Source organism: Geodermatophilus sp. URMC 65 (assembly GCF_053502545.1).
In genome coordinates, this window is the sequence record NZ_CP199954.1 from 2,210,247 (window position 1) to 2,226,227 (window position 15,981).

At 76.1% G+C, this 15,981-nt stretch carries 12 protein-coding genes; 5 read left to right on the forward strand and 7 right to left on the reverse strand.

What is annotated here, in order from left to right:
* Positions 1 to 32: 32 nt before the first annotated feature.
* The 4 genes from ACWIX7_RS10785 to ACWIX7_RS10800 all read left to right on the forward strand — a co-directional run bounded on the left by ACWIX7_RS10785 (position 33) and on the right by ACWIX7_RS10800 (position 5,128).
* The gene (locus tag ACWIX7_RS10785; RefSeq protein WP_448621532.1) at positions 33 to 1,151 is read left to right on the forward strand and encodes a GNAT family N-acetyltransferase; all 1,119 of its coding nucleotides are present in this window, start codon (positions 33 to 35) and stop codon (positions 1,149 to 1,151) included.
* Positions 1,152 to 1,309: 158 nt separating this feature from the next.
* Complete coding sequence (locus ACWIX7_RS10790; RefSeq protein WP_448621533.1) at positions 1,310 to 2,287, forward strand: glycosyltransferase family 2 protein; 978 nt, start codon at positions 1,310 to 1,312, stop codon at positions 2,285 to 2,287.
* A gap of 64 nt (positions 2,288 to 2,351) precedes the next feature.
* The gene (locus ACWIX7_RS10795) at positions 2,352 to 4,007 is read left to right on the forward strand and encodes a hypothetical protein (protein WP_448621534.1); all 1,656 of its coding nucleotides are present in this window, start codon (positions 2,352 to 2,354) and stop codon (positions 4,005 to 4,007) included.
* 14 nt (positions 4,008 to 4,021) lie between these two features.
* Positions 4,022 to 5,128, forward strand: coding sequence for a GNAT family N-acetyltransferase (locus ACWIX7_RS10800; RefSeq protein ID WP_448621535.1), 1,107 nt, complete (start codon positions 4,022 to 4,024; stop codon positions 5,126 to 5,128).
* Between the two features lie 75 nt (positions 5,129 to 5,203).
* On the opposite strand, the gene ACWIX7_RS10805 is transcribed toward ACWIX7_RS10800, so the two are convergent.
* Positions 5,204 to 6,769, reverse strand: a complete 1,566-nt coding sequence (locus tag ACWIX7_RS10805) for a lipopolysaccharide biosynthesis protein (RefSeq protein ID WP_448621536.1) — start codon at positions 6,767 to 6,769, stop codon at positions 5,204 to 5,206.
* Between the two features lie 422 nt (positions 6,770 to 7,191).
* On the opposite strand from ACWIX7_RS10805, the gene ACWIX7_RS10810 reads away from it, so the two are divergent.
* Positions 7,192 to 7,815, forward strand: a complete 624-nt coding sequence (locus ACWIX7_RS10810) for a metal-dependent hydrolase (RefSeq protein ID WP_448621537.1) — start codon at positions 7,192 to 7,194, stop codon at positions 7,813 to 7,815.
* Positions 7,816 to 7,867: 52 nt separating this feature from the next.
* Here the strand turns inward: ACWIX7_RS10810 and ACWIX7_RS10815 are convergent, their stop codons facing one another.
* From ACWIX7_RS10815 to argC, 6 genes are all read right to left on the reverse strand, one after another.
* On the reverse strand, positions 7,868 to 8,917 hold the full coding sequence (locus ACWIX7_RS10815; protein ID WP_448621538.1) for a glycosyltransferase family 2 protein: 1,050 nt from the start codon (positions 8,915 to 8,917) through the stop codon (positions 7,868 to 7,870).
* 198 nt (positions 8,918 to 9,115) lie between these two features.
* Positions 9,116 to 10,750, reverse strand: a complete 1,635-nt coding sequence (locus ACWIX7_RS10820; protein ID WP_448621539.1) for a hypothetical protein — start codon at positions 10,748 to 10,750, stop codon at positions 9,116 to 9,118.
* 385 nt (positions 10,751 to 11,135) lie between these two features.
* Complete coding sequence (locus tag ACWIX7_RS10825) at positions 11,136 to 12,338, reverse strand: acetylornithine transaminase (RefSeq protein WP_448621540.1); 1,203 nt, start codon at positions 12,336 to 12,338, stop codon at positions 11,136 to 11,138.
* On the reverse strand, positions 12,335 to 13,474 hold the full coding sequence (argB, locus tag ACWIX7_RS10830) for an acetylglutamate kinase (RefSeq protein WP_448621541.1): 1,140 nt from the start codon (positions 13,472 to 13,474) through the stop codon (positions 12,335 to 12,337). The genes ACWIX7_RS10825 and argB overlap by 4 nt, the downstream gene beginning before the upstream one ends.
* Complete coding sequence (argJ, locus tag ACWIX7_RS10835) at positions 13,471 to 14,622, reverse strand: bifunctional glutamate N-acetyltransferase/amino-acid acetyltransferase ArgJ (protein ID WP_448621542.1); 1,152 nt, start codon at positions 14,620 to 14,622, stop codon at positions 13,471 to 13,473. The genes argB and argJ overlap by 4 nt, the downstream gene beginning before the upstream one ends.
* Positions 14,619 to 15,659 (reverse strand): N-acetyl-gamma-glutamyl-phosphate reductase, encoded by a 1,041-nt coding sequence (gene argC / locus ACWIX7_RS10840; RefSeq protein ID WP_448621543.1) that lies wholly within the window; start codon positions 15,657 to 15,659, stop codon positions 14,619 to 14,621. Before argC ends, argJ begins: the two co-directional genes overlap by 4 nt.
* Between the last annotated feature and the right edge of the window lie 322 nt (positions 15,660 to 15,981).

A 15,981-nucleotide genomic window follows, 5' to 3' on the forward strand; every position in this document is an offset into this window, starting at 1 on the left:
CAGCCCGTTCCACGCCCGACGGAGGAGAAGAGTTGCTGACCACGCACCCGGTGGAGTCCGTGTCCTCCACGGACGACGGGTACCGGGCGGCGGTGCCCGCGCTGCGCTCCGAGTGGCGTGCGGCGTTCCTGGCCGACCCGCACGCCCAGGCCTTCCACTCCCCCGAGTGGGTGGACGCCGTGTGCACCACCGGGGGGTTCGAGGACGCCTCCCGGTTGTACGAGACCCGCGACGGGCGGCTGCTCGTGCTGCCCATGGTCCGCCGCAGGCACCTGGGCGGCGCGCTCTCCTCCCAGGCGTCGATGCCGCCCGACTGGGGGATCGGCGGCGTCCTCTCGTGCGATCCGGTCCGCCCGGAGGACCTCTCGGCGATCTGCGCGGACCTGTCGCGGCAGCGCGGCGTCCTGCGGACCTTCATCCGGCCGAGCGCCCGCACCGGCCCGCTGTGGGAGCAGGTGGAGGTCCCCGGTCTCAAGGCGACCCCGCGGCTCTGCCACGTCCTCGACCTCGAGGGCGGCTTCGAGACCGTCTGGGGGCAGCGGTACTCGAAGACGGCGCGCCGGTACGTGCGCAAGGCGGAGAAGGCGGGGGTCGTCGTCGAGCGGGACGACACCGGTGCCCGCCTGCCCGAGTACTTCCGGCTGGTGGAGGACTCGGTCGAGCGGTGGGCCGGCCAGCAGCACGAGCCGCTGCTGCTGTCCCGCTGGCGGGCCCGGCGCCGTCAGACCGTCGAGAAGATGCAGGCCCTCGCCGCCGCGGTCCCGGGCCGGTTCCGCCTCTACCTGGCGATCTGGGAGGGGCAGCCCGTGGCGGGCAGCGTCGTCTACCGGGCGACCGGCACCCGGGCCACGAGCGGCGCCATGATCAAGGACCTGGCCGGTCCCGTGGCGGCCAACTACCTGCTGGAGAGCACGGCCATCGAGGACGCGTGCGCCGCGGGCAGCACCCACTACGACCTCGGCGAGTCCGGCTCCTCGGGGGGACTGGCCATGTACAAGACCCGCTTCGGGGCGCGGCCCGAGCCGTACCGGTCCTTGGTGATCGAGCGGCTCCCCCTCACCGAGGCCGACCGTGCCCTGCGCACCGCCGTGAAGCGGGTGATCGGCTTCCGGGACGCCGCCCCCGATCCGTCGACCTCGGCGGACGGGTGAGGGCAGTGCGCGCCGCCGCCCGCCTCCACCCGTCCGGGGCCGGGAGCCGCGGCGCTGCGGACGGGCCGGAGCAGCTCCGTGCGCTGCTAGCTTCCGTCGCCATCCCCGCCCGACGCCGTGGCGGACCCCACGATCCGACCCCGAGAGGACGACGACGCATGGTCGCGCAGCACCCGGAGACCCCCACGGCGGACGTGGTCATCTGCACCTACACCGACGCCCGCTGGGACCTCCTGGAACGCGCGGTCGCCTCGGTGCAGGTCCAGTCGGTGACACCCCGGCAGATCCTGATCTGCGTCGACCACAACGACGCGCTGCTCGAGCGCTGCCTGGCCACCTGGGGGCCGGACGCCGCGCCGGGGAGCCCGCCGGTCCAGGTGTTCGCCAACCGGTTCGCCGGCCGCCTCGGCTCGGCCCGCAACACGGCGGTCGAACGCGTCACCGCCGACGTGGTGGCCTTCCTCGACGACGACGCGGAGGCCGACCCGACCTGGCTCGAGACGCTGCTGCAGGTCTACGTCGAGGACGGCGCGGTCGCGGTGGGCGGGGCTCCGCAGCCCAACCAGGAGGTCCCCCGTCCCGGCTGGTTCCCGCCCGAGTTCGACTGGGTGTTCGGCTGCCACTACGCCGGGCTGCCCGAGGTCCGCCGGCCCGTGCGGCACCTGATCGGCGCCAGCATGTCGGTGCGGGCCGACGCGCTCCGGGCGGTCGGGGGCTTCCACTCCGACAAGCACGACGACATGGACCTCTCCCACCGCATCGCCGCCGCCCACGGGGCCGCGGCCGTCGTCTACGAGCCCAAGGCGCGCATCTACCACTACGTCCACCCCGAGCGGCTGACCTGGGACTACTTCTGGCGGCGCTGCTACTGGATCAACCGCGGCAAGGTCCGCGCCTTCTCCGACATGGGGGACGCCGGCAACATCCGCGCCGAGCTCGAGTTCGCCGGGCGCATGGTCGGCAGCGTCGTCCGGAAGCTGCTCCGCGGGCTGCGCGGGGACCGCGACGCGGTCGCCCAGGCGGCGGCGATCGTGGCGGGGCTGGCCTGCGCCGCCGCCGGGCACCTCCGGGGCCGGTACGAGCTGCGCACGGGACGCCTCCCGCAGTCCCTCACCGTCGGGCTCGACCCCGCGTGAGCGTGGTCCAACTCAGCGCAGCGGCCACGACCGCGCGACCGACGAGCGCCGGCGGGGAGGGCGGATGAGCGGGACCCACCTCGTCGTCGGCTCGGGTGCCGCTGCCGCGATGGTGGCGCTGACCCTGGCGAGCCGCCCGGACCAGCACGTCACCGTGCTCGACCTCGGCGGCCGGCTCGAGACCGAGCGGCGCGCGGCGCTGCAGCAGCTCGCCGGCCGCGACGAGGCGTCCTGGGACCCGGTCGCCCTCGGCGCCGTCACGGCCGCCCCGGCAGCCCGCGGGACCCGCGGGGTGCCGCAGAAGCGGACCTACGGCTCGGACTACCCGTTCCGCGACCTCGGCCAGACCACGGGCGTGCGCTCCGGGCAGCCCGGCACGAACCTCGACGTGGTGTCCTCCGCCTACGGCGGCTTCACGAACGTCTGGGGCGCACAGGCGATGCCCTTCTCGCGCAGCACGTTCGACGGCTGGCCGATCGCCTGGCAGGAGATGGAGCGGCACTACCGGGCCACGCTCGACGAGGTGTCCCTGGCCGCGGAGGACGACGACCTCGCGGGCACGTTCCCGTTGCTCAACCCGCGCAGCCGGCTGCCCCCGCTGAGCCCGCGGGCCGAGGCGGTGCTGCAGCGCTACGACGCCCGTCGGGAGCGCGTCCGGGGGCTCGGGCTGACCGTCGGCCGGGCCCGGCTGGCGCTGCGCGCGGACGCCTGCACCCGGTGCGGGCTGTGCATGACCGGCTGCCCCCACGAGCTCATCTACAGCGCCGCGCAGACCATGGACCGCGTCCGCCGCCTGCCGAACGTCACCTACCGGGACCGGTTGCTCGTCGAGCGGATCGGCCAGGTCGGCGACCAGGCCGTCGCCCGGTGCCGGGACCTCGCCACCGGGCAGCGCGCCGAGTTCCGCGCCGACCGGCTCTTCGTCGGCGCCGGCGCGGTCGGCACGACGCAGCTGGTCCTGGGCTCGTCCGCGGCACCGCCGTCCCGGGTGGAGATGGCCGAGTCCCGGCAGTTCGTCGTGCCGTTCGTGTCCGCCCGGGCGGTCGAGGACCCCCGGCGGCCCGGCGCGCGGGACTTCACCCTCAACCAGTTCAACGTGCTGGTCTCCTTCGACGAGGAGGACCGCGACACCTCGCACGTGCACTGCTACCCGTACAACCCGGCCTACCTCGGCGCCCTCCCCGCGCCGCTCCGGCACCCGGCCGCCTCCCGGGCGGCGACGTCGGTGCTGCGCCGGCTCACGGTCGGCTTCGGCTACCTCCCGTCGTGGGCCTCGCCCCGGATCACGGTCACCGCGCGACGGGGACGGTCCGGCGGTCTCCCGGAGCTCGACCTGTCGGCGCCGGACACCCACCGGCCGCCCATGCTCGGCGCGACGCTCCGGCGGCTGACCCGGGCGGCACCGGCACTGGACCTGTGGCCGCTGCCCACCCACGTCCTGCTCAGCGGCGCCGGCAAGAGCTACCACTTCGGCGGCACGTTCCCCCACCGCCGGGAGGGCGCCGCCGCCGACGGGACGAGCACCGACCGGTGGGGACGGCTGCCCGAGTGGGACCGGGTCCACCTCGTCGACGGGTCGGTGCTGCCCACCATCGCCTCCACCACCTTCACGCTGACCGTGATGGCGAACGCGCACCGCATCGCGACCGAGGTGCTCGCCGGGGCCGGGACCGGTCCGGTGCGCCCCGTGGTGGAGCTGACCGCCGAGTGCTCGGGTTGAGAGGAGATCCGCAGATGGGGACGTCCCGCGCAACGGCGCTCGGGGTGACGACGCCGGCGCCACGAGGGGTGTGGCAGGACCTCGTGCCGGCCGCCGCGTCGGCAGTGCCGAGCCAGACCCCGGCGTGGCTGGACGCCGTCTGCGCGCACGGACCGTGGGAGGACGCCTCGCGGCTGTACGAGACCCGCGACGGGCGCGCCCTCGTCCTGCCGATGGTCCGCCGCAGGGGGCTGCTCCGCCCCTTGGCCGGCGAGCACTCGATGCCCCCGACCTGGGGCACCGGCGGGCTGCTCTCGGCCGCTCCCCTGCGCCCCGAGGACGTGGCCGCGGTCGTCGCCGACCTGCGCACCGGCCGGGCGCTGCGGACCACGGTCCGCCCGGACTTCGAGCAGACGCCCCTGTGGACGGCGGCGGCCCGCGACGCGGGCGCCGAGGAGCTCCCGGTCGTCCACCACGTGCTCGACCTCGACGGCGACTTCGACCGGGTCTGGGCGCGCTCCGCCAGCTCGGCGCGCCGGGCGGTGCGCAAGGCGGAGAAGGAGGGCGTCACCGTCGAGCCGCACCACGACCGGGCCGCGGTGCTGGACTTCTACCGGCTCTACGAGGGGTGGGTCGAGCACCGGGCGCGCACGCGGGGCGTCCCGCTGCCGGTCGCCCGCAGGATGGGGCGCGCCGAGGAGCCGCTGCCCCGGCTGCTGACGCTCTCCGAGTCGCTCGGGAAGGGGTTCACCGTGTGGACCGCCCGGCTCGACGGGACGGTCGTGGCCGCCATGATCACCCTGGTGCAGGGCGAGGTCGCGCTCTCGTGGCGGATCACGAGCAACCGCGAGGTGGCCGACCGGGTGCGCGCCGTGGACCTGCTGCACCGGCACGCGATCGAGTCCGCGACCCTCAGCGGCTGCCGCTACTACAACATGGGCGACTCCGGCGGGGTCGAGTCGCTCATGCGCTACAAGGCCCGCTTCGGCGCCACGCCGAGGGAGTTCGCCGGCTTCCGGTTCGAGCGGCTGCCGGTGAGCGCCGTGACCGGTCCGGCCGCGGCCCTGCGGCACCGGACGGAGGCGGCCGCGCTCGGGGTGGTGGCCCGGCTCCGTCCGGGGCGGGCCGCCTCCGACGCGTAGGGCGGATCCGACGGACCCGTGCCGGGCCGGCGGTCCGTCGGACCCGCCCCGGGGCCGGCCGTCCTCCGCGGCTGCTCAGGAGGCCGGCCGGGCGCCCTCGGAGGTCAGGGTGTGGCCGCCCCGCGGCGCTCCGCCGTCCTCCGCGGGCCCGCGGGGTGCCGGGGGCTCCGGCGCGGTGTGCGCCCGGCGTCCCCGCAGGTAGGTCAGGACCAGCCACCCGCCGCACAAGACGGCCAGCACGGTCCGGATCGCGATCCAGGTCGGCGACTGGTCGACGAAGGCGAAGACGGCCGACACGGCAGTGGTGCCCAGGAGCAGGGCCACGACGCGCGGGGGCGTCCGCGGCCAGGCCCGGTAGGGGCGGAACGCGGCGCGCAGGATGACGGCCTCGATCGTGAACGCCACCGCGGTCGCCGCTGCGGCGCCCTCGAGCCCCCAGACGGGCACCAGGAGGAGGTTGAGCCCGAGGTTGGCGCCGGCCCCCACCCCGGCGGCCACCGCGATCGGCCTGGTCCGGCGCTGGACGATGAGCGCCCTGGTACTGGCGAGCCCGGCGATGTTCGGGACGCCCGAGAGGCTCACCAGGAGGACGACGACCAGCAGGCCCTCCGGGCGGAAGCTCTCGGGCGCCAGGATCCGCAGCGCCAGCGGCGCACCGAGGTTCACCGCGAGCAGGGTCGGCGCGAGCAGCTCGTAGAGGTGGTCGCGCGACTGCCCGAGCAGCCGCCACCGCCGTGCGTCGTCCCGGACCTCCGCGAACCGCGACGCCCAGGCCTTGGCGGTGTAGGCGAAGACGGTGATCGCCTCGAATCCGATCGTGTACGCGATCTGGTACCGGCCGGTCTCCGCCGGGCCGAGCAGGCTCTGGATGACCAGGCGGTCACCGGAGTTCATGACGAACATCGACAGCGCGCCCAGCGCGATCGGGAGCCCGAGGGCGAAGCTGCTGCGGATCGTGGCCCAGTCGCCGCGGTGGAACCACGCCGGCACCACCAGGAGCAGGCACGCGGCCATCGCCAGCACCCGCCCGGCGGTCGCGCCCCACGAGAACACCGCCCCGGTCCGGTCCCCGAGCACCAGCAGGAGGGCCAGGCCGGCCACCTGGCTCCCCACGCTGAGCAGGACCGAGACCACGGCGTACGCGCGCAGCCGGTCCCGCGCCAGGAGGAGGGCGAGGGCGAGCTGCAGGAACGTCGTCGGGACGGTCCAGCAGACCGTGGCCAGGGCCAGCGACCGCGCCGACCCGAACCCGAGCAGGTCGCTCCACAGCCCGACGGTCGAGCCCACCACGACCGTGAGGGCGAGGGCGAGCACCGTGCCGGCCGTGATCAGCATGCGCGGCGCCCGGTCCCCACCGGTCTCGGCGCGGACCAGGATGAGCGCCTGGTCGACCCCGAACAGCGCCACCGCCATGAGGACCTGGTGCAGGGCGATGGCGGAGGCGAGCAGGCCGAACTGCTCCGGGCCGAGCAGGTGCGCCAGCACCGGCGAGATGACGACGGCGGTGACCAGCGGCAGCGCGGTCACCGCGACGTACAGCAGCCCGCGGCCGAAGAGCCCGGCCAGGAACGGCGCCGAGTCGTCCTCGGTCGGCGCGGGGGCCGGCTCGCCGGGCCGGACGGGAGCGGGACCCTCGCGCACTACCGGACACCCCCGGCAGTCGCGCCGACCGCGGCGGTCAGCTCCGGCGCAGCCCCAGCCGCAGCCGACGCGGCCGGCGGAAGCGCCCGCAGCCGCACAACGCGCAGTCCGAGCCCCGGCGGTAGTGCTGGTGGGCCTGCCGGGGGTGTCCGCAGGAGCAGGTCGGTCCGGCGTCCGCAGGCGGGACCGGTGCCGCGGGTACCGGCTGCCCGGTGGACGGCGGGGGCGCTGGGGTGGGTCGCCCGTCGGGGTGTGACCCCCGCTGCTGAGACTGCATGCCGACCTCCGGTGCGCCGTCGCCCCGGGAGCCGGTGTCCCTGGGCCTGCACCCCCGACGACGGACGTGCACAGTGTCCTCCGACGTGCCTGTACGCCGGACGGTTCCCGGAGCGCACGTCGCCGGCGGACCGAGGAGGGTGCCCGTGCCGAGCGACCGCCTCCCGGTCCGCGCCCTCGTCGTCCGGACGACGTCCTGGCTGGCCGACCGCCCGGTCGTCGCCGCGGTCCTGTGCGTCGCGGGGACGCTGCTGATCGGCCTGCTCGACGTGGGCCTGGCCGGGCGGGAGCCCCTGCTGGTCACCGCCGTCCTCGACGAGCCCGCTCACCTGCTGACCGCCGGGCTGCTGCTGGCCGCGGTGCTGCCCTGGCGGGCGCGCGCCGTCGCCCCCTGGGCGCTCGCCGGTGCGGTGCTGATCGACCTCGACCACCTCCCCTTCTACCTGTGGGGCGCCCTCACCTCGGAGGACGCCGGCCGTCCGGTGACCCACTCGCTGGCGGCCGCAGCAGCGCTCGCCGCCGCCGCGGCCGTGGCACCGGGCCGCCTGCGGGCCGCCCTGTCCGGGCTCGCCCTCGGCGTCGGCCTGCACCTCGTCCGCGACCTGGCCACCGGTCCCGGCGTGCCGCTGTGGTGGCCCGTCGAGGACGACGGGGTCCTCGTCCCGTACGCCTGGTACGTCCTCGTGCTGGGCGTCGCGACCGCCGTCGCCGTCGGCCGCCAGCTGTCCCGCTCCCGGGCGCGCGCCCGGCCGTCGTCGCGGTCCGCATAGGGACCGCGCTGTCCCGGCCGCGCGCCACCCGCCCCCGTGCTCCCGCACGCGCTCAGGCGGACAGCGGGCGCCCGCCCTCGCCGGGCAGGACGGCGTCCGGCACGGACGCCGACCGCGGCGAGGGGACCGGCCGCCGGCGTGCCGGCCGGCCGACGGGGGCGAACCGCTCGACGACCAGCGCGCGCAGCACCCGGGCGCCGTCCCGCCAGGTGTTGAGGTTGCTCTCCCCGTACACCCGGCGGTGCTCGAAGCTCGGGACCTCGACGATCTTCAGCCGGGCCTTGGCGACCCGCGTGTTGATGATCGTCTCGATCTCGAAGCCGTCACCCCACTGCTTGCCGTGGGTGTCCGACGGGCGCGGGTCGAGGTCCAGGTGGGTGAGGCAGTCGGCCCAGAAGGCGTTGTAGCCGTAGCACAGGTCGGTGTAGTGCGTGCCGAACAGCACGTTCACCGTCCGGTTCAGCCACCGGTTGCCCCACGAGCGCACCGCGGTGATGTCGCTGCTGCCGCCGCCGGCGGCGAACCGGGTGCCCTTGGCGAAGTCCGCGCCGGCGACCAGGGCGGCGACGAACCGCTCGATCTCCCCCGGGTCGGCCGACCCGTCGGCGTCCAGCATGACGACGACGTCGCCGGTGACCGCGGCGAACCCGCAGGCCATGGCGTTGCCCTTGCCGACCCGGTTCTGCAGGACGATCTTGACGTCCGGGCGCAGCGCCCGGGCCACCTCGATGGTGCCGTCGACGCTGCGGCCGTCGACCACGATGACCTCGTGCAGGTCGGCAGGCAGCCGGCCCATCACGTGCGGCAGGTTCCTCGCCTCGTTGTAGGTGGGGATGACCACGCTGACCCGCGGCGTGCGCGTCGTCCCGCGGCGGAACGGCACGACGGCGTCCGGGTCCCGCGAGTCCGACCCCGGCGGGGGGACCTCGAGGGCCACGTTGGGCAGCCGCAGGGGGCGCTCGTCGGCGTCCGGGGTGTCGGGGACGGCGGGGATGACGGCGGAGGACAGGGCTCTCCGCGGGAACCAGTGCGGCCGTCGGGGGCTGGGCGCAGCGGAGCCGCGCAGACCGGCCGAGGCCAGGTCCCAGGGTGCGAGCGACATGGTGGTGCCTCTCTCTCGACCTCTCGGGCTGGGAGCGTGCCGCCGGCTCGCGGTGGCACGGTCGTGCTGGGGGCGCGGGGCCCCCGGGGAGCCGGGCGGGCGTGGCGGGACCGGTCCGGTCCGCGGGCGCGCCTCCGGGGCGGGAGGGTCGGGGAACCGACCGCTCCGGACGGGGCAGGCAGGGGGTGTCGCGACGGCTCAGCCGGGGCGCGATCCCGGGTCGTCCGCGCCGCCCCGGACCTCGCCGTGCGCGCCGCTGCGGACGAGGACGCCGCTGCCGGCCGGCCAGGTGGCGACCTCACCGGTCAGCACCGCAGCGGGCAGCCCGGACGCGCCCAGTGGACCGCCCGAGGACGACGCCGCCGTGGCTCCGGAGGCCGTGGTGGCGGGACTCACAGGTGCCGGCGCCGCCGGAGGCGGCTCGGGGACCGGGTTGACCGGGACGAGCGGGGGCGTCACCGCCGGGTCTTCCGCCGGCGCTGCGGCGCCGACGGTCGCGGACCCGACGATCGGCACCGATCCGTGGGAGGCGGCGGCGACGTCGGCGAGGGTCCCCTCCGCCGTCGCGCGGAACTGCCCGGCGGGTGGCGCCCCGGACGCCTGGTTCGCGGGCGGCGGGGTGCCGCCCGGCAGATCCCCGACCGGGGCCGGGGACGTCGGCACGGGGCGCTCCGCCGGGGTCTCGCCCGGCGTCTCGGCCGGGTCGGGCTGCGGGTCGCCGGGGGTGCTGGGCGTGCCGGTACCGGGCTCGTCGGACACCGGGGTCCCGGGCTCGGCCGGCGTGCCGGTGCCGGGCTCGGCGGGCGCCGGGGTCCCGGGCTCGGCCGGCGTGCCGGTGCCGGGCTCGGCCGGCGCGGGGGTCCCGGGCTCGGCCGGGGCGGGGGTCCCGGGCTCGGCCGGGGCGGGGGTACCGGGCTCGGCCGGGGCGGGGGTACCGGGCTCGGCCGGGGCGGGGGTACCGGGCTCGGCCGGGGTCTGCGGGTCGGCGGGCTGCCCGCCCGGACCCGGGGAGCCCGGGGCCGGGCCGTCGGGCTGCGTCGTCCCGTCGTCGGCGGGCTGCTCGTCGTCCGGGGGCGTGGGCGTGCCGGACGGCGGGGTGCCCGGGGTCGCCGTCCCGCCACCGGACGAGCCGCCATGCTCGGCACCCGCGGAGCCGGAGCCGCCGTGGTGCCCCGAGTGCCCGGAGCCTGCCGACCCCGGGACCATCGGCGAGGGCGTCTGCGGCCGCGGGGATGCCGGCGCGGAGGGCTGCGGGGCCGTCGGCTCGGGCTCCGGCGTCGGGTGGTGCGGAGCCGCCGGCTCCGGCTCCGGGGTCACCGGGGTGGCCGGCTCGGGCTCGGGGGTCACCGGGGTGGCCGGCTCGGGCGGGGTCACCACCGGCTCGGCGGGGGTCGTCGTCCCGGTCGAGCCGCCGGCCGACGCGGGGTCGGAACTCCCACCGGAGACCGGGGTCGGGGCGGTCGCGACGACGGACGTGGGCGCCGCCGGGACAGCGGGTGCCGGGGTCGTCGTCCCACCCGCGGGAGCCGCCTCGGTGTCACTCTCGGTGACAGCGGGCGTGGTCGGCGCCGCCTCGGTCACTGCGGCGACCGGGTCGAGTTCCGGCGCGACCGGGGAGTCCGCGTGCGCGGGCGGGGACAGGACGGTCAGCAGGAGCCACAGGCCGGACAGCAGCAGGGCGGCCAGCAGGGCGCGGTGGGGCCAGGTGGCCGGGCGGTCCGCGTGCGGACGCACACCGGCGGCACCGGTCAGCCCCCCGCGCCCCCCGTTGACCAGCACGACCAGCCCCTCGGCCACACCCGCGCGGTCGGCGGTGTGACAGGGCACGGGCATGGGACCCGTGCACGAGGGTGCACTGTTCGACGGAACGTGTGCACAGGTCAACCGGTTGCCGAACAGCAGATGATCGACTCGGCGGGGTCTCACTCTGTGTCACAGCCCACAAGAGCACCGCAGCGAAACCCGCGCGGATCGATATACCAGGTCGGGCCCGTTGTCCAGAGGCCTTGGTCCCCCGCCGTTCCTCCGGTGCCGTTCGAGCCCGTCGGGACCACCCGAAGGGTCAGCGGCTACCGAGCGCGGGGTCCTGGGACCACGTCCGACCCGCCGAACGGGCTCGTGCACCGTGGCGACAACGCTGTCCGCCACTGCAACCGGCCACACCGGCTGGGCACGCCAGCGGGCCGCACCCGGGCGCTGTCTCGGACCGGGAGTGAGCTCAGGAGGAGGTCTCCAGCGCGGCGTCGAGGGCGGCCGGCAGGGCGGTGAGGAAGGCGTCGACCTGGGCGTCGGTGAGCACCAGGGACGGCGCCAGCCGTAGCACGCCGGGGGCGACGGCGTTGGCCAGGAACCCGGCCTGCCGCAGCGCGGTCTCCAGCGCGGCGGCGACCGGCGCGGTGAGCACCACGCCCAGCAGCGCGCCCCGCCCGCGCACCCCGGCCACGGCGGTGTGGGCCAGGCCCTCGATGCCGGCGGTGAACCGCTGCTCCAGCGCCTTGGCCCGCTCCAGCAGCCCCTCCTCGCGGATGGTGTCCAGCACGGCGAGCGCGGCGGCCGCGGCGATCGGGTTGCCGCCGAAGGTGGACCCGTGCGAGCCGGCGCCCAGCAGCTCGGCGGCGTCGCCGAAGGCGAGCGTGGCGCCGAGCGGCAGCCCGCCGCCGATCGCCTTGGCCAGGGTGATCACGTCGGGGGCCACGCCGTCGGCCTGGGAGGCGAACCAGTGGCCGGTGCGGCCGGTGCCGGTCTGCACCTCGTCGACGGCGAACAGCGCCCCGGCCGCGTGCGCGGTGTCCGCGGCGGCGGCCAGGTAGCCCGGCGGGGCCGGCAGCACGCCGCCCTCCCCCAGCATCGGCTCCAGCAGCACCATCGCCGTCGCCCCGGTCACGGTGGCGGCCAGCGCGTCGGGGTCGCCGTAGGGGACGTACCGGACGCCGCCGGGCAGCGGGGCGAAGGCGTCGGCCTTGCTCGGCTGGCCGGTCAGCGCGAGTGCGCCCATGGTGCGGCCGTGGAAGGCGCCCTCGGCGGTGACCACCTGGGTGCGCCCGGTCAGCCGGCTGATCTTGAAGGCGGCCTCGTTGGCCTCGGCGCCGGAGTTGCAGAAGAACACCCGCCCGGGCCGGCCGGCCAGCTCGATCAGCCGCTCGGCCAGGGTGACGCCCGGCTCGTGCATGGCCAGGTTGGACACGTGCCCCAGGGTGGCCGCCTGCCGGGTGATGGCCTCGACGACCCGGGGGTGGGCGTGGCCGAGGATGGTGGTGGCGATGCCGCCGAGCAGGTCGGTGTAGGCGCGGCCGTCGACGTCCCACACCGTGGCCCCGGCGCCGCGGGCCAGCGCCACCGGCGGGGTGCGGTAGTTGTGCATCATCACCGCCGACCAACGGGCGGCCAGCTCGGCGGTCCGTTCCCCGCCCGGCGCGGTCACGGCGTGGGCTCCTCGTTGCCGACCGGTGCGGGGCTGTCGGGGTCCACGGCGGGCAGGACCATCGTGCCGGTGCCCTCGGTCGTGAACATCTCCAGCAGCAGGGCGTGCGGGGTGCGCCCGTCGACGACGGTGGCCCGCTTCACCCCGCCCTCGACCGCCCGCAGGCAGGCGGCCATCTTCGGGAGCATCCCCGAGTCCAGGGTCGGCAGGATCTCGGCCAGCTCACGCGTGTCGATCTTCTGCACGAGGGACTCCCGGTCGGGCCAGTCCGCGTAGAGGCCCTCGACGTCGGTCAGGACCACGAGCTTCACCGCGCCCAGCGCCACGGCCAGCGCAGCGGCCGCCGTGTCGGCGTTGAGGTTGTGCACCTGGCCGCTGGGGTCCGGCGCGACGGTGGACACCACGGGGATGCGGCCGGCGTCGATGATCGCGCCGACGGTCGTGGGGTCCACGTCGGCCACCTCGCCGACCAGTCCGACGTCGACCTCCTCGCCGTCGACGACCGCGGTGGTGCGCTGGGCGGTGAACAGCCCGCCGTCCTCACCGGAGAGCCCGACCGCGAAGTGCCCGTGCTGGTTGATGAGGTTGACCACCTCGGGCCCCACCTGACCGGTGAGGACCATGCGGACGACCTCGACGCTCTCCTCGGTGGTCACCCGCAGTCCGCCGCGGAACTCGCTCTGGATGCCCAGCCGGCGGAGCATGCTGGTGATCTGCGGTCCGCCACCGTGGACCACCACGGGGAGGATGCCGCAGGTCCGCAGGAAGACCATGTCCTCGGCGAAGGCCCGGCGGCACTCCTCGTCGACCATCGCGTGGCCGCCGTACTTGACCACCACCACGTTGCCGTGGAACTCCTTGAGCCACGGCAGCGCCCCGGTCAGCACGGCGACCTTGAGCGCATCGCCCTCCGGGTCGTAGGTCCGCATGACCCGGCTGCTGCCGATCCGGCGCCGCGGCCGTCGGGACGGCGCCTCGTCGAGGCCGACACCGGACGTCGGTCCGTCCGGCCAGGAGCCGGACGGCGCCGGAGGCGCCGGGACCCCGGATGGCGCCTCGTCGACGCGGACGTCGGGTGGAGTGGGGTCCTGCACGGTGCTGGTGCGGGTCAGGTCCTGCGCGTGATCGATGCTCATGTGGAGTAGGCCGAGTTCTCGTGGACGTAGGCGATGGACAGGTCGTTGGTCCAGATGGTGGCCTGCTCGCCACCGGCGTTCAGGTCGACGTCGATGGCGATCGCCCGGCCGGTGAGGTCCACGCCCTCCCGCGGGTCGCCGATCGCCCCGCCCCGGCAGACGGTGACGCCGTTGATCGTCACGTCCACCCGGTCGGGCTCGAAGGCGGCATCGGTGGTGCCGATCGCGGCCAGCACCCGCCCCCAGTTGGGGTCGTTGCCGAACAGCGCGGTCTTGAGCAGGTTGTTGCGCGCACACGCCCGGCCCGCGGTCAGCGCGTCGGTGACGCTGGCCGCGCCCCGCACGGTGATCGCGATGTCCTTGGTGGAGCCCTCGGCGTCGGCCAGCAGCTGCATCGCCAGGTCGGTCGCCGCGGCGGTCAGCGCCTCGGTGACCTCCTCCGCCGACGGGGTGATGCCGCTGGCGCCGTTGGCCAGCACGATCACCGTGTCGTTGGTGGACAGGCAGCCATCGGAGTCCACCCGCTCCACGCTCACGCTGGTCGCCCGCTTCAGCGCCGTCTGCAGGACGCCGGCGTCGACCACCGCGTCGGTGGTCAGCACGACCAGCATCGTGGCCAGGCTGGGCGCCAGCATCCCGGCGCCCTTGGCCATCCCGCCGACGGTCCAGCCGTCGCGGGCCTGCACCGTGGTCTTGGGGACGCTGTCGGTGGTCATGATCGCCCGGGCGGCGTCCGGCCCGCCGTCCTCCGACAGCGCCTTGACCGCGGCGGTGACCCCGGCGGTGAGCCGGTCCATCGGCAGCCGGACGCCGATCAGCCCGGTGCTGCAGACCGCCACGTCGATCGCCCCGAGGCCCAGCTCGGCGGCGGCGTGCTCGGCGGTGGCGTGGGTGTCACCGAAACCCTCGGGCCCGGTGCAGGCGTTGGCCCCGCCGGAGTTGAGCACCACCGCGCGCGCCCGCTCGCCGGCCAGCACCTGCCGGCTCCACAGCACCGGCGCCGCCGGGAAGCGGTTGGTGGTGAACACCGCCGCGGCCGCGTCATCGGGGCCGTCGTTGACCACCAGGGCGACGTCGTTCGCTCCGGTGGACTTCAGACCGGCGGCCACCCCGGCCGCCCGGAAACCCCTCGGTGCGGTCGTGCTCACGGCGCCACCCCCACCACGGGGAGGCCGGTGGTCTCGGGCAGGCCCAGGGCCAGGTTGGCGCACTGGATCGCCGCACCCCCGGTGCCCTTGGTCAGGTTGTCCACCGCCGCCACCACCACCAGCCGCCCGGCGTCGGGGTCCACGGCCAGCTGCAGCGCCACGGTGTTCGCCCCCAGCACCTGCGCCGTGGTCGGCCACTGCCCCTCGGGCAGCAGGTGCACGAACGGCTCGTCGCCGTAGGCCTTCTCATACCCCGCCCGCACCGCCGCCTCGTCCACCCCGGCGGCCAGCGGCGCCGAGCAGGTCGCCAGGATGCCCCGGCTCATCGGCACCAGCGTCGGCGTGAAACTCACCCGCACCGGCGCGCCGGCGACCTGGGTGAGGTTCTGCACCATCTCCGGGGTGTGCCGGTGCACCCCACCCACCCCGTAGGCGCTCACCGAGCCCAGCACCTCGCTGCCCAGCAGATGCGGCTTGACCGACTTCCCCGCCCCCGACGTGCCGCTCGCGGCGACCACCACCACCTCGGGCTGCACCAGCCCGGCGGCCAGCGCCGGCGCCAGCGCCAGGGTGACCGAGGTCGGATAGCAGCCGGGCACCGCGATCCGCCGCGCGCCGGCCAGCCGCGCGCGCTGCCCGGGCAGCTCGGGCAGCCCGTAGGGCCAGGTACCGGCGTGCGCCGAGCCGTACCACCGCGCCCACGCGGCCGGGTCGTTCAGCCGGTGGTCGGCGCCGCAGTCGATGACCAGGGTGCCCTCGGGCAGCCGCGCGGCGATCGTCGCGGACTCCCCGTGCGGCAGGGCGAGGACCACCACGTCGTAGCCGGTGAGGTCCTCCGCGCCGCTGGGCCGCACCTCCAGCTCGGCGAAGGGCAGCAGGTGCGGCTGCAGCTCACCCAGACGCCGCCCGGCGCTCGAGTTGGCGTGCACCCCGGCCAGCCGCAGGGACGGGTGCCCGGCCAGCAGCCGGCACACCTCACCCCCGGCATACCCGGTGGCGCCGGTGACCCCGACCGTCCACGTCCGCCGCACACTCACGGTGAGTGACAGTACCTGGGGGTGCGGGACCCTCGCCGTCACGCGACCGGGTGATCCCCCTCACCGGCCTCCCCGGCGGAGGCGGGCGGCGCCCCCTGACCCCTCGATCATCCGCGCTGGTCAACGGCTCATCGCGTCGCATGCGTTCACCCGATCCGGCGACGTAGGACCGGACCGACGTGAGCCGACCCGACGACGCGCCCGTTACGCTGAGTGACGTCGCGCTCTCTGCCAGCCTCCGAAGTCCGGGGCGCCACCCCCTCCTCGCCACTGGCGAGGGACGCGTCCCCCAGGGGTTCCACCCGTCTCCGCCGACCACGTC

Coding starts and splice junctions, on each gene's coding strand:
- ACWIX7_RS10800 (WP_448621535.1), top strand. CDS start 4,022: ATGGGGACGTCCCGCGCAACGGCGCTCGGGGTGACGACGCCGGCGCCA.
- ACWIX7_RS10790 (WP_448621533.1), top strand. CDS start 1,310: ATGGTCGCGCAGCACCCGGAGACCCCCACGGCGGACGTGGTCATCTGC.
- ACWIX7_RS10795 (WP_448621534.1), top strand. CDS start 2,352: ATGAGCGGGACCCACCTCGTCGTCGGCTCGGGTGCCGCTGCCGCGATG.
- argB (WP_448621541.1), bottom strand. CDS start 13,474: ATGAGCATCGATCACGCGCAGGACCTGACCCGCACCAGCACCGTGCAG.
- ACWIX7_RS10815 (WP_448621538.1), bottom strand. CDS start 8,917: ATGTCGCTCGCACCCTGGGACCTGGCCTCGGCCGGTCTGCGCGGCTCC.
- ACWIX7_RS10820 (WP_448621539.1), bottom strand. CDS start 10,750: ATGCCCGTGCCCTGTCACACCGCCGACCGCGCGGGTGTGGCCGAGGGG.